The 13,552-nt window shown below is 61.8% G+C and carries 12 protein-coding genes; 7 read left to right on the top strand and 5 right to left on the bottom strand.

Annotated elements, in window-relative coordinates:
* Nucleotides 1-61: 61 nt before the first annotated feature.
* Together NLX68_RS15385 and pcaR are read right to left on the bottom strand one after the other, a co-directional pair.
* Nucleotides 62-1,408: an MFS transporter gene (locus NLX68_RS15385; protein ID WP_254284672.1), complete on the bottom strand. Its 1,347-nt coding sequence runs from the start codon at nt 1,406-1,408 to the stop codon at nt 62-64.
* 277 nt (nt 1,409-1,685) lie between these two features.
* Nucleotides 1,686-2,561: a pca regulon transcriptional regulator PcaR gene (gene pcaR / locus NLX68_RS15380; RefSeq protein WP_254284671.1), complete on the bottom strand. Its 876-nt coding sequence runs from the start codon at nt 2,559-2,561 to the stop codon at nt 1,686-1,688.
* Nucleotides 2,562-3,159: 598 nt separating this feature from the next.
* Between pcaR and NLX68_RS15375 the strand changes: the two genes are divergently transcribed.
* Both NLX68_RS15375 and NLX68_RS15370 read left to right on the top strand, forming a co-directional pair.
* Nucleotides 3,160-3,360, top strand: a complete 201-nt coding sequence (locus NLX68_RS15375) for a hypothetical protein (protein WP_010220873.1) — start codon at nt 3,160-3,162, stop codon at nt 3,358-3,360.
* 341 nt (nt 3,361-3,701) lie between these two features.
* Complete coding sequence (locus tag NLX68_RS15370) at nt 3,702-5,174, top strand: inorganic phosphate transporter (RefSeq protein ID WP_010220872.1); 1,473 nt, start codon at nt 3,702-3,704, stop codon at nt 5,172-5,174.
* 54 nt (nt 5,175-5,228) lie between these two features.
* Here the strand turns inward: NLX68_RS15370 and NLX68_RS15365 are convergent, their stop codons facing one another.
* Nucleotides 5,229-6,707 carry a helicase HerA-like domain-containing protein gene (locus NLX68_RS15365; RefSeq protein WP_254284670.1) on the bottom strand — a complete coding sequence of 493 codons (1,479 nt, stop codon included), beginning with the start codon at nt 6,705-6,707 and terminating at the stop codon, nt 5,229-5,231.
* A 168-nt stretch (nt 6,708-6,875) separates the two neighbouring features.
* Here NLX68_RS15365 and NLX68_RS15360 point away from each other — a divergent pair, with 168 nt between their 5' ends.
* The 4 genes from NLX68_RS15360 (at nt 6,876) to NLX68_RS15345 (ending at nt 11,835) form a co-directional block, all read left to right on the top strand.
* The gene (locus tag NLX68_RS15360) at nt 6,876-8,756 is read left to right on the top strand and encodes a methyl-accepting chemotaxis protein (RefSeq protein WP_254284669.1); all 1,881 of its coding nucleotides are present in this window, start codon (nt 6,876-6,878) and stop codon (nt 8,754-8,756) included.
* A gap of 202 nt (nt 8,757-8,958) precedes the next feature.
* On the top strand, nt 8,959-10,080 hold the full coding sequence (locus NLX68_RS15355; RefSeq protein ID WP_254284668.1) for a glycosyltransferase family 1 protein: 1,122 nt from the start codon (nt 8,959-8,961) through the stop codon (nt 10,078-10,080).
* Entirely contained in the window at nt 10,073-10,834 is a 762-nt protein-coding gene (locus NLX68_RS15350) for a DUF2334 domain-containing protein (protein ID WP_254284667.1), read from the top strand. Before NLX68_RS15355 ends, NLX68_RS15350 begins: the two co-directional genes overlap by 8 nt.
* The gene (locus NLX68_RS15345) at nt 10,831-11,835 is read left to right on the top strand and encodes a lysylphosphatidylglycerol synthase transmembrane domain-containing protein (RefSeq protein ID WP_254284666.1); all 1,005 of its coding nucleotides are present in this window, start codon (nt 10,831-10,833) and stop codon (nt 11,833-11,835) included. The genes NLX68_RS15350 and NLX68_RS15345 overlap by 4 nt, the downstream gene beginning before the upstream one ends.
* On the opposite strand, the gene NLX68_RS15340 is transcribed toward NLX68_RS15345, so the two are convergent.
* Both NLX68_RS15340 and purU read right to left on the bottom strand, forming a co-directional pair.
* Entirely contained in the window at nt 11,810-11,983 is a 174-nt protein-coding gene (locus tag NLX68_RS15340) for a hypothetical protein (protein ID WP_254284665.1), read from the bottom strand. The two genes, NLX68_RS15345 and NLX68_RS15340, sit on opposite strands and share 26 nt — an antisense overlap.
* Nucleotides 11,984-12,006: 23 nt before the next feature.
* Nucleotides 12,007-12,858: a formyltetrahydrofolate deformylase gene (purU, locus tag NLX68_RS15335; RefSeq protein WP_254284664.1), complete on the bottom strand. Its 852-nt coding sequence runs from the start codon at nt 12,856-12,858 to the stop codon at nt 12,007-12,009.
* 314 nt (nt 12,859-13,172) lie between these two features.
* Here purU and mvaT point away from each other — a divergent pair, with 314 nt between their 5' ends.
* Nucleotides 13,173-13,550, top strand: a complete 378-nt coding sequence (gene mvaT, locus NLX68_RS15330) for a histone-like nucleoid-structuring protein MvaT (protein WP_010220862.1) — start codon at nt 13,173-13,175, stop codon at nt 13,548-13,550.
* Nucleotides 13,551-13,552: the final 2 nt, after the last annotated feature.

The following is a 13,552-nucleotide window of genomic DNA, read 5'->3' as shown; positions in this document are numbered from 1 at the left end:
ACTAACCGTTCGATTATCGAACCGATTGTTATCTTGCTAAGAACCCTTGTGGGAGCCGATATCAGGTGGCATCAGCATGGCTGACCATGCCCTTGATGATCACCGCCGTGGTGGCCAGCGCCGCCGGGATCACCAGTGCGGTCAGCACCTGCTCGAAGTTCCAGCCCAGGCCCAGCAGCGTCGCACCCATCCACGCCCCAAGGATCGCGCCGAAGCGGCCGATACCGAGCATCCACGACACACCGGTGGCGCGCCCCTGAGTGGGGTAGAAACGCGCCGCCAGCGACGGCATCGCCGATTGCGCACCGTTGACGCACATACCGGCAACCAGCACCAGGGTCGCCAGTACGGTGATGTTGCCCAGGCTCTGCCCTACCGCGTAGGCAAACACCCCGGCCAGCAGATAGAAGGTGCCGATAACTTTGTGCGGGTTGTAGCGGTCCATGGCCCAGCCCACGCCCACGGCACTGAGCACACCACCAAACTGGAACAGCGCACCGATAAAGGCGGCCTGCTCCATGCTCGCGCCACTGTCACGCATCAGCGTTGGCAGCCAGCTCGTCAGCAGGTAGACGATCACCAGGCCCATGAAATAGGTCAGCCACAGCAGCAGGGTGCCGGTGCTGTAGGTACCGGAGAAGATCACTGCAAACACGTTGCGGGCTTTTACCGTCTTCTGCTCCGGCACGCTGAAGCTCGACGCCTGGCCGACGATGCCCGGCTCAATCGGGGCGAGGGTCTTGCGCACCTTGTCGGTGCCACGGTTGCGGACCACCAGGTAGCGCGCCGACTCCGGCAGCCAGAACACCAGCACGACGGCCAGCACCAACGGCAGCAGGCCGCCGATCAGCAGCAGGCTGTGCCAGCCGAACGCCGGGATCAGCTTGGCGGAAATGAAGCCACCACCGGCCATGCCCAGGTTGAAGCCGCAGAACATGCTGGTTACCAGCAGCGACTTGTGCCGCTCCGGGGTGTACTCGGACAGCAGGGTCGTGGCATTGGGCATGCCCGCACCCAGGCCCAACCCGGTCAGAAAGCGCAGCACCAGCAACTGGTCAACGTTGCTGCTGTAGGCCGAAGCCAGGCTGAAGGCGCCAAACAACACCACTGCCCCCACCAGTACCACCTTGCGCCCGAAGCGGTCGGCCAGCGGCCCGGAACCCAGCGCCCCGAAGACCATGCCGATCAGCGCGGCACTCATCACCGGCCCCAGGCTGGCCCGGTCGATGCCCCAATCCTGGGACAGGGCCGGGGCGATAAACCCCATGGCGGCGGTGTCGAGGCCGTCGAGGAAGACAATCAGGAAGCACAGGATCACCACCCGCCACTGGTAGCGTGACAACGGTTGGCTATTGATAAAGGACTGCACATCAAGGCAGTTTCCGACAGCAGCTTGAGGACTATTCATTATTTTTATCCAGAAGAAGCGCGCGAGTGTGCAGGTGCGCGCATGAACGGCACAGGCGAACAGGAACAGGTTCGGAAAACTGGATCAGCTGCCGCGCAGTCCAGCGTAGGACAGGTGCAAGCCGTGCGGGGACAGGAAGTCGGTCATGGGGCGTTTGCCTCTCACTCATTATTATGGGCGGTCAAGGCAGGCTGACCGCTGCGAGGGACATTAATAAGCAGGCGGGCGCGGCGCAATTCGATAAACGCATCTCTGTGCGTTTATCGAACAGGAACGTTCAGGCGAACAGTTGCGCGCTGAGGTCGCGGCTGGCGGCGAGCATGATCGGCAGAAAGCGCTGCTCAAGCTCGGTGCGACTGACCCGCGCGGCATGGGTGCTGACGTTGAGCGCCGCCAGCACCTGGCCGGAGGCGTCATAGACCGGCACGGCGATCGAGCGCAAGCCTTGCTCGAGCTCCTGATCGACCACACACCAGCCTTGCTGGCGAACCAGTTGCAGGCATTCGAGCAGTGCCACCGGGTCGTGAATGGTGCGGCTGGTCTTGGCCTGCAGGTCGGCATGCTCCAGGTATTCGTGCAGGGTCGCGTCGTCCAGCGCCGCCAGCAGGATGCGGCCCATGGAGGTGCAATAGGCCGGCAGCCGCCCGCCAACCGACAGGTCGACCGAAATCAAGCGCTGCACGGTGGCGGAACGGGCGATGTAGAGAATGTCGTCGCCTTCCAGGGTGGCCATGTTGCAGGCCTCATGCAACTGATCGCTCATGCGGTCCAGATACGGCTGCGCCGACACCGCCAGAGGCGTCGACGACAGATAGGCATGGCCCAGGGTCAGCACCTTGGGCAGCAACGAATAAGTGCGCCCGTCGGTAGTGGCGTAGCCCAGCTTGATCAAGGTATGCAGGCAACGGCGCACCGCTGCCCGGGGAATTTCCGTGCGATGGCTGATCTGCGCGATGGTCAGGTGACGCTTGCGCTCCTGGAAGGCCTGCACCACCGCCAGGCCCCGGGCCAGTGAGGTCATGAAGTCGGGGTCGCCGGTGAAGGCCTGGATACGCTTGGCCGGCGAGGCGACGATGGGCGGCGCCAGTGACGCAAACGAGCTACGCACGTTGTCGTTCAATCCTGGCCCTTTGGGCGTGGTTTCTTCTGTCATGGCTAGCCTCGGCAACACGGTCACTAGGGCGATTATCGAACCATCGACCGATAATCGCAATTGACCGCTACCCTCAATTGCTTATACCTTTCTACCGCCACCATGTGGCTTCTTGGAGAGACTGGTCAGGTACCCACCGTAGAAGTCCCAGGCACGGCCTTGCCCACGAAGCGAGGCCGTTTTTCTTCCTCCGTACAATGCGGGGCTTTGTAGCCGGCGAACTTTTTCTTTGCCCTCGGCTCGGATTTAATACTCGCCCGTCTGACTACATTCATAACGTGGTAACAAAGCGGGTGCTCTTATCAACCCTAGAGCGTGCTACTGTCAGACCATCTGCTTGCTATAATAAAACTTCGTATCCCTGCCCTCGGGCAGGGATAGTGCGGATCCAATCCGCGTCTGCCCAGGCAGACACAACGGGATTGTTGCAAGTGCCACTCACGTGAATAGCCGTTGTTCACATTCGCTTGCATCATCACAACCTACTGTTGCTGCGACAGTTATGCCGCCCTGGCAGCGTAGCCGTGTGCATGTTGCGCCCCGCGCACTATTTGCCCACGTAATCGCCAGGGTTTATATCCACTCTACAGGTAGTACTGTGACCAAAGATGAACTGCGCGCGGAACTAGAGCGCCAGGAACAACGTTACAAGGATGTCTATGGCGGTGAAGTGACCACTTATGCCGCGCAACCCGATCCGGAACGCAAACCCTGGCGAAAACGCGCAAGCGTGCTTGACCAGGCCTTTGCTCAGGAGCTGGAAAAAATCGAGAAAGAACTCAAGGACCAGGCGCCCTGAGCCGCAGTTGCAGGCGACTGGAACATGCCGTTCAACGGCGTGCCGAGGCGCTTTTACCTGAACGTAATGCAGCGGATTTTTGCGCTTGCATGCGCATGCCGTAACGGAATTTCACAAATTTCATACGGCCGTTTGATTTCTTTCTGATAGAACAGAACGCTCTCAAATATCTAATTTTTCTCGATTTTTTAGAATTTTAGCCGACGTTAAGCGAAGCATCGCCGACTCAACGGGTCAGGCACGGGGGTAGAAAAGTCGTCGAGCGGTCAGCAGCAGGGGCATCGATTACCGGGGATTTCTGGCATAATCGCGCCCCCTTATGACCGGGTCAGAATTCCTTCATGATCGATTTATTCAGCGGACTTGATGCCTGGGTACTGGTGAGCTTGCTGCTCGCTCTGACCTTCGTACTCGCCTTCGAGTTCATCAATGGCTTTCATGACACCGCTAACGCGGTAGCTACAGTCATCTATACCAAAGCCATGCCGCCGCACCTGGCCGTGTTCTTCTCCGGCGTGTTCAACTTCCTCGGCGTTCTATTGGGCGGTGTCGGCGTGGCGTATGCCATCGTTCACCTGCTGCCGGTCGAACTGCTGATCAATGTGAACACCGGCCACGGCCTGGCGATGGTCTTCTCTCTATTGGCCGCCGCCATCACCTGGAACCTGGGCACCTGGTACTTCGGGATCCCGGCGTCCAGCTCGCACACGCTGATCGGCTCGATCCTCGGCGTGGGCCTGGCCAACGCCCTGCTCAACGACATTCCGTTGGGTGACGGGGTCAACTGGCAGAAGGCAATCGACATCGCCATGTCCCTGGTACTGTCGCCCATGGCCGGCTTTGCCGTGGCGGCCCTGGTGCTGATCGGCCTTAAATGGTGGCGCCCGCTGTCGAAGATGCACAAGACCCCGGAACAGCGCCGCAAGCTTGACGACAAGAAACACCCACCGTTCTGGAACCGCCTGGTGCTGGTCATTTCGGCCATGGGCGTCAGCTTCGTGCACGGCTCCAACGACGGCCAGAAGGGTATCGGCCTGATCATGCTGGTGCTGATCGGTATCGTCCCGGCCCAGTTCGTTCTCGACCTGAACAGCACCACCTACCAGATCGAGCGGACCCGCGACGCCACCCTGCACCTGAGCCAGTTCTACCAGCGCAACGAAGCGACCCTGGGTGAATTCCTGGCCCTGGGCAAAGCCAAAGATGGCGACCTGCCGGAGCAGTTCAGCTGCAACCCGCAGCAGACCGAGCCGACCATCAAGGCCCTGCAGCAATCGCTCAACGGCGTAGCCGACTACCACTCGCTGTCGGCGGAAAAACGCGTCGAAGTCCGTCGCTACCTGCTCTGCCTGGACGACACCGCGAAGAAGGTCGGCAAGTTGCCGGGCCTGCAAGCGCGCGAGAAGGCCGACCTGGAAAAACTGCGTAAAGACCTGACCGCCACCACCGAATATGCCCCGTTCTGGGTCATCCTCGCGGTCGCCCTGGCCCTGGGCCTGGGTACCATGGTGGGCTGGAAGCGCGTGGTGCTGACCATCGGCGAGAAGATCGGCAAGCAGGGCATGACCTACGCCCAGGGCATGTCGGCACAGATCACCGCAGCCTGCGCCATCGGCATGGCCAACATCTTCAGCCTGCCGGTTTCGACCACCCACGTGTTGTCGTCGGGTGTAGCCGGGACCATGGTGGCGAACAAGAGCGGCCTGCAAAGCGGCACCGTCAAGACCATCCTGCTGGCCTGGGTCCTGACCCTGCCAGCCTCGATGGGCCTGGCGGCTGGATTGTTCTGGCTGGCGACCAAAGCCATCGGCTAAGACAGCCGCACAAAAAAAGGCGCCCCAAGGGCGCCTTTTTTATACCTGGCAAAATCAGCGACGCTTGCTGCCCCCGAGCAACGAGCCCATCAGGCCACGCACCAGTTGGCGCCCGAACTGGTTGGCCGCCTGGCGTACCGCCGACTTGATCGCCTGCCCCGCCGCGCTCTGGAGGAACTCACCGGCCTTGTCGGCAAAGCTCTCCTCAGCCGCTGCCGGCGCTTGTTCAGGCTCGGCCGCGCCGCCTTTGCGGGCGTTGAGCATTTCATAGGCAGACTCACGGTCCACCGGTTTGTCATAGCGCCCGGCCAGTGGCGACGCGGCAATCAGCGCCGCCCGCTCAGCAGCGCTCAGCGGCCCGATACGCGACTGCGGCGGTGCGATCAGCACACGCTGGACCATACCCGGCGTGCCCTTTTCCTGCAGGGTTCCGACCAGCGCCTCACCGATGCCCAGCTCGGTCAGCACACTCAGGGTGTCGAATTGTGGATTAGGACGGAAGCCATCGGCCACGGCCTTGAGGGACTTCTGCTCCTTGGCAGTGAACGCTCGCAGGCCATGCTGGACCCGCAGGCCCAACTGCGCCAGGACATCATCGGGCAGATCGCTCGGCGACTGGGTGACGAAGTACACCCCTACGCCCTTGGAACGAATCAGCCGCACCACCTGCTCCAGACGGTCCTGCAGGGCCTTGGGCGTACCATTGAACAGCAGGTGCGCTTCATCGAAAAACAACGCCAGCAGCGGTTTGTCGGCATCGCCGCGCTCGGGCAATTGCTCGAACAGCTCTGCCAGCAGCCAGAGCAGGAAGGTCGCATAGACCTTGGGCGCTTCATGCACCAGGCGGCTGGCATCGAGCAGGTGAATGCGCCCGCGGCCATCGGCATCCGGTTGCAGGATGTCTTCCAGCTGCAAGGCTGGCTCGCCGAACAACGCTTCGGCGCCCTGCTGCTCCAGGGTTGCCAGGCGCCGCAACAGGGCCTGGCTGGAACCTGTGGTCATCAGCGCACTGTCTTCACCGAGTAGCTGCGGGTTGTCCTTCAAATGTGCCAGCAGTGCCTTGAGGTCCTTGATGTCCAGCAGTAACAGGCCTTCGCGGTCGGCAACCTTGAACGCGGCATACAGCGCCGCCTGCTGGCTGTCGGTCAGTTCCAGCAGGTTGCCCAAGAGCAACGGGCCCATTTCACTGAGGGTGGTACGCAATGGATGACCGGACTGACCGTGAATGTCCCACAAGCTGACCGGATACGCCTGAGGCCGGTGCCCCAGCCAGGGCATGCCGGCAATGCGCTCGGCCACCTTGCCTTGCGGGTTGCCCACTGCGCCCAGGCCGCACAAGTCGCCTTTGACGTCGGCGGCAAACACCGCTACGCCTGCGTCACTGAAGGCTTCAGCCATATGTTGCAGGGTCACGGTCTTGCCGGTACCGGTGGCCCCGGCCACCAGGCCGTGGCGGTTGGCCAGGCGCATGGCCTGGGCCACAGGCTGCCCGGCAAGGTCGGCACCGAGCACGAATTGCGAAGAGTCAGGCATGTTTTTTCACCCTCTGTTTAAAGCTTTGGCTGGAAACGGCCGATATTAAATGGCGACAGACCACCAGAAGACAGGAATAGCCCGACAAGGAATTGGGACCTGCACTGCTTTCACGCTGTTCTTTGTGCGAACGACCCGGACAACAAGACCTTAGCGGACCGACACGTTATGAACAAAAGCCTCCGATTCAGCCACAAGATCCTATTAGCCGCCTCGCTGATCGTCATGATCGCCTTTACCCTGTTTACTTTGTACAACGATTTCTTGCAGCGTAATGCCATTCGCGAGGATCTGGAAAACTATCTTGAGGAAATGGGCGAAACCACTTCGACCAATATCAAGAACCTGTTTGACGGTCGTATTCTGCTGGTACAAAACGTTGCACAGAACATTGCCGCGTTTCCCGAGGCTGACAAGATCGGCACCCTGCTCGGCCAACAGGCATTGGTCTCAAGTTTCCTGACGATTTACCTGGGTGACGTCAACGGCGGGTTCACCATTCGCCCGCAAGCCAAGATGCCGGACGGCTACGACCCACGCGTGCGCCCCTGGTACAAGGACGGCATGGCGGCCAACGGGCCGATCCTGACCGAACCGTATATTGATGTCAGCACCGGCAAGATGGTCATCTCGGTAGTGGCGACCGCTGCGCGCAATGTCGGCGTGGTCGGTGGCGACCTGGCCCTGGACGGCCTGACCGAAATCATCAACTCGCTGAACTTCGGCGGCATGGGCTATGCGTTCCTGATCAACGATCAGGGCAAGATCCTCGTGCACCCGGACAAGAACCTGGTGATGAAGTCGCTGTCGGACCTGTTCCCGCAGAACACCCCGCGCATCAGCAAGGAACCGAGCGAAGTCCAGCTCGATGGCAAGACCCGGATCCTCAGCTTCGCCCCGGTCAAGGGCCTGCCTTCGGCCAACTGGTACATCGGCCTGTCGGTAGACAAGGACGAGGCCTACTCGATGCTGAGCGAGTTCCGCACCTCCGCGATGATTGCGACCCTGGTGGCGGTAGTCATCATCATTGCCCTGCTCGGCCTGTTGATCCGTGTGCTGATGCAACCGCTGCACACCATGACCCGCGCCATGGAAGACATCGCCGAAGGTGAAGGCGACCTGACCAAACGCCTGGCCATTCACAACCACGACGAATTCGGCATCCTCGCTACCGCCTTCAACCGCTTCGTCGAGCGTATTCATGGCTCGATCCGCGAAGTGTCCTCGGCCACCGAACAGGTCAACGAAGTGGCCTTGCGGGTGGTCAGCGCCTCCAACTCGTCGATGGTCAACTCCGACGAGCAGTCCAACCGCACCAACAGCGTCGCAGCGGCGATCAACCAGTTGGGTGCCGCCGCCCAGGAAATCGCCCACAACGCCGCGCAAGCCTCGCAACAGGCAAGCTCGGCACGCCACCTGGCCGAAGAAGGCCAGCAAGTGGTCGATCGCAGCATCCAGGCGATGAACCGCCTGTCGGACCTGATCTGCACCTCCAGCGCCCACATCGAGACGCTCAACAGCAAGACCGTGAACATCGGTCAGATTCTCGAAGTGATCACCAGCATCTCGCAACAGACCAACCTGCTGGCGCTCAACGCGGCTATCGAGGCGGCACGGGCCGGTGAAGCCGGGCGTGGGTTTGCCGTGGTCGCCGATGAAGTACGCAACCTGGCGCACCGCACCCAGGAATCGGCGCAACAGGTGCAGAACATGATCGAGGAGCTGCAGGTCGGCGCCCGCGAGTCGGTCGACACCATGGGCCAGAGCCAGCGCCACAGCCAAGACAGCGTCGAGATCGCCAACCAGGCCGGCGAGCGCCTGGGCAGCGTGACCCTGCGCATCGGCGAGATCGACGGCATGAACCAGTCGGTGGCCACCGCCACCGAGGAACAGACGGCCGTGGTCGATTCGATCAACATGGACATCAATGAAATCAACATGCTCAACCAGGAAGGGGTCGAGAACCTGCAGTCGACCCTGCGCGCCTGCGCCGACCTGGAGCAGCAGGCCAGCCGCCTGAAACAACTGGTGGGCAGCTTCCGTATCTGAACTTGAGCTGCAAGCGGCAAGCTTGAAGCGGCAAGAAGAAGCAGTGCCATGCGCGCTCTGCTTTTTCTTGCCGCTTGCAGCTTGTAGCTGACCGCTGCTGAACCCAGTCGAACAAACTATCCTTCATAGAGGTCAACCTTAGGGCGTGTCTCCAGCGGCGCAAAGCTGCCTGGCGACACACTCTGGAGACGATCTCGGAGGGATGCTGATCGTGCACATCGCTGACATCACCATGTTCTACGCCCCTGCCAGTGGCGGCGTGCGTACCTATCTTGATGCCAAACACCGCCGCCTGGGCCTTACCCCAGGCGTCCGTCACAGCCTGTTGATCCCCGGCGCCAGCGCCAGCCACGACAACGGCATCTACAAGGTGCCGGCACCGGCCCTGCCATTTGGCAACGGCTACCGCTTTCCTCTGCGCCTGGCGCCCTGGCGCAATATCCTGCAGGATCTTCAGCCCGATCTGATCGAAGTCGGCGACCCTTACCTGACCGCCTGGGCGGCGCTGGATGCCCGCCGCCAGCTCGATGTGCCGGTGATCGGCTTCTACCACTCCGACCTGCCGCTGCTGGTCAGCAACCGCATGGGCAACTGGTTCACGCCAAACGTCGAGGCCTATGTCAGCAAGCTCTACGGCAACTTCGACCGGGTCCTGGCGCCGAGCCAGGTGATGGCCAACAAGCTGCGCGGCCTGGGTATCGATAATGTTCATGTGCAGCGCCTGGGCGTCGACCTGGCGACCTTCAACCCGCAGTACCGCGACCTGTCGTTACGCCAGCAACTGGGTATCGCCGATTCCACGCGGCTGCTGGTATTCGCCGGCCGCGGCTCGCGGGAGAAGAACCTGCCGGTGCTGCTCGACTGCATGAAACGCCTGGGCAAGCACTATCATCTGCTGCTGGTCGGTTCGCATATGCCGACCCATGTGCCGGCCAATGTCAGTGTCATCGATCACTTCTGCCCGGCCAGCGAAGTCGCCCGCCTGCTGGCCAGCGCCGATGCCTTGCTGCACGCCGGCGACCAGGAAACCTTCGGCCTGGTGATCCTCGAAGCCATGGCCAGCGCCATCCCGGTCATTGCCGTGGCCGCCGGGGCCTTCAGCGAAATCGTCAACGACCAGTGCGGCCGCCTGTGTACACCCAACGATGGCCAGGCCATGGCCCGCACGGTCAGGGAGGTGTTCGAAGCCGGTGCCCGGCAAATGGGCCTGCAGGCGCGTGCCCATGTCGAGCAATATTACGCTTGGGACACCGTGGTCAACGGCTTGCTGGAGCATTACCGGGCAGTGCTGGGCCACCCGATGCCGGTGCGCATCCATGCCTGAGTACACCGATCGACCAAGCCTGCTCCTGGTGCTGCATGATGTTGCGCCGCAAACCTGGCCTGACTACCAGCCCTTTGTCGAAGCGGTGGATGCCCTGGGCGAGATCCCCATGACCTGGCTGGTGGTGCCGGACTTTCACAAGCGCAACGCCCTGGAGCAGGCGCCCGGCTTTCGCCTGATGCTCGACCGGCGCCTGCAGCGTGGCGACGAGATGGCACTGCATGGCTATTTTCACCTTGATGACAGCCCGCCGCCGCGTTCGCCACGGGACTACTTCATGCGCCGGATCTACACCCGGGAAGGTGAGTTCTACAGCCTTGACCAGGCCCAGGCCCGCGAGCGCCTGGAAGCCGGCATCGCGCTGTTCCAGCGTTATGCCTGGCCGCTGTCAGGCTTCGTCGCCCCGGCCTGGCTGATGAGCGACGGCACCCGCCAGGCACTGTGCAGCCTGCCATTGAGTTACACCAGCGATCCACAGCACCTCTACCGACTACCCGACTTCACCCCGCTCCCGGCGCCTGGTCTGGTCTGGAGTGCCCGCAGCAGCTGGCGGCGCGGCCTGTCGAAAGTGCTCTGCGATGTACGTGAAGCGCGCCTGAGCAATGCTCCGGTCATACGCCTGGGCCTGCACCCGGTGGACATGCGCCATGGCTTGTCCCGCCGTTACTGGCTACAAACCTTGAAACGCCTGCTGCGCCAGGGCCGCGAGCCGATGACCAAATCCGCCTGGCTGGCCAGCAGGCACGGCCGGTGAACCGCCTGCTCTGGCTGCTCCTGGCGTTGATCATGGCAGTGCTGGTGCCGACCTTGCTGGGCGGCAGCGAACTGGTGCCGCGTCTGCGTGGCTTCGCTCCACCGTTGCTGCTTGGCCTGTTCGCGATGATCGTGCTGTGCTGGATCATCAATGCCATCCGCCTGCGTTTGCTGCTCGGCAGCCAGGGCGCGGCGTTGGGGCGCTTGCGCAGCCTGGGGGTGATCATGGCCACTGAATTTGCCATTTGCACCACGCCGGGCGGCAGCGGCGGGCCGCTGGCCCTGATGGCCTTGCTGGCCCGCGAGCGCATTGGCCCTGCGCGCAGCAGCGCGGCGTTCGCCGCCGACCAGCTCAACGACTTGCTGTTCTTTTTCTGCGCCATGCTGGGGATCGCCGGCTACGCGCTGTTCCACAGCCTCAACCGCAGCCTGGAAGGCATGCTGCTCGGCAGTGCGCTGTTGCTGTTCACAGCCTGCGGCGCTGTGCTCGGGCTGATGTGCTACCGCCGCACGCTGCTGCGCCTCAATGGCCGGCTGCTGCGCAGGCTCAAGGTGCCCGCCCAGCGACGCCGGCGCTGGACGCGCAAGCTGCTGCACTTCTTTCGTGCCTTCGGCGACACCTGGCGCCTGCCCAAACGCACCCTGGCGCTGGTGTTTGCCCTGACTTGCGTGCATTGGGGGTTACGTTACAGCGTGCTGTACCTGGCGCTGCGCGGGCTGGGCGTCGACTTGCAGTGGATACCGAGCTTTCTGGTGCAGATGCTGTCGCTCAGCGCGGGGCAGTTCAGCCTGCTGCCGGGGGGCGCGGGGGCCGCCGAGATGACCTCGGCCGCGTTGCTTTCACCGTTGGTGGGGACCTCCACGGCGGCGGCGGCAATCCTGATCTGGCGGTTGGTGACCTATTACTTCTATCTGCTCGCCGGTGGCCCGGTGTTTCTCTGCCTGTTGGGCCGGCCGCTGCTGGAGCGCTTGCGGCTCAGTCAGGCGCGGGGTCGTCGCTAGCCGGTTTGAGCTGTTCCCAGAGCTCGGCGGCACCCGGAAAATCGGTGCCATCGTCGCTGTCCAGCGCATCCGGATCGTAGCGGCTCAGGCAGCCCTCGCCGAGGGTTGGCGGGGCCTTGGAGGTTGCCTTGTCGAGGGGATCGGCCATGGAGCAACCTCCTGCACTGACGCTTAGTTGAACACCACGGTCTTGTTGCCGTGCACCAGCACGCGGTCTTCCAGGTGGTAGCGCAGGCCACGGGCCAGGACCATCTTCTCGACATCACGGCCGAAGCGGACCATGTCTTCGATGCTGTCGCTATGACTGACGCGGACCACGTCCTGCTCGATGATCGGGCCGGCATCGAGTTCTTCGGTGACGTAGTGGCAGGTAGCGCCGATCAGCTTGACCCCACGCAGCGAAGCCTGGTGGTACGGCTTGGCGCCGACGAACGATGGCAGGAAGCTGTGGTGGATGTTGATCACCTGCTGAGCGTACTCCTGGCACAGCTGTGGCGGCAGGATCTGCATGTAGCGCGCCAGCACCACGACATCGGCACTGTGCGCCTTGACCAGGCGCGAGACCTCGGCAAAAGCCGGTTGTTTGTCCTGCGGGTCGACCGGGACATGGAAGAACGGGATGCCGTGCCACTCGACCATGCTGCGCAGGTCGTCATGGTTGGAGATCACGCAGGGAATGTCACAGTCGAGCTCTTTGGCGTGCCAGCGGTGCAGCAGGTCGGCCAGGCAATGGGACTCACGGCTGGCCATCAGCACCACACGCTTCTTCTGGTCGGTATCGGTGATACGCCAGACCATCGAGAACTCTTCGGCGATCGGTGCGAAGGCTTCGCGGAACGCCTCGATGCCGAACGGCAGGGTCTCGGCGCGGATTTCGTGACGCATGAAGAACCAGCCACTCTGCTCATCGGAGTGATGGTTGGCTTCGTTGATCCAGCCGTTGTAGGACGCCAGGAAATTACTGACTTTGGCGACAATGCCAACGCGGTCGGGGCAGGCAATCACCAGCCGGTAGGTGCGCATGAAGTGGACTCCAGAAACTATCGCAAAGGCGCACATTCTAGCGAGTGCCCGGCAAAACTGCAGTACTCATTGCTTGCGGCCCGCCGACTGACCCGCCGTCGCTGCAGCCGGCCGGCGCGGGCGCAGCACCGGGCACAGATTTAAGTTAACTTTTGAAGCAGCGTATTAGTTTGTAAATTTTTCTTAACCTAGTCTATCGCCGTGATTAACAATTCATTGAGCTAATTGCCTGTTTTAATGTTTACTTGGCGAGGACGTCTGATTACTATTGCCGCACTGTCTCTCTGAAAACCTTCATTTCCAAGGAACGCCTCATGTCCCTGATCAACGAATATCGCGCCACCGAAGAAGCCATCAAAGAACTGCAGGCGCGTTTGCAGAACCTGTCGCAAGACGACAAGCTGAAAACCGAGCTTGAGTTCGAAGGCAAACTGCGCGCACTGATGGGCGAATATTCGAAGTCCCTGCGTGACATCATTGCGCTGCTGGATCCAGAAGCCAAACTGAGCAAAGCCCCACGCGGCGCAGTAAAAACCACCGGCACCAAGCGTGCGCGCAAGGTCAAGCAATACAAAAACCCGCACAACGGCGAAGTCATCGAAACCAAAGGCGGCAACCACAAAACCCTGAAAGAATGGAAAGCCAAATGGGGTGGCGATGTGGTTGAAGGCTGGGCAACCCTGCTGGGTTAATT

The sequence above is a fragment of the Pseudomonas sp. SBB6 genome, assembly GCF_024213215.1.
Classification (GTDB): Bacteria; Pseudomonadota; Gammaproteobacteria; order Pseudomonadales; family Pseudomonadaceae; genus Aquipseudomonas; species Aquipseudomonas donghuensis.
The sequence above is the reverse complement of the archived record's forward strand: the minus strand, read 5'-3'. Positions and strand labels throughout refer to the sequence as shown.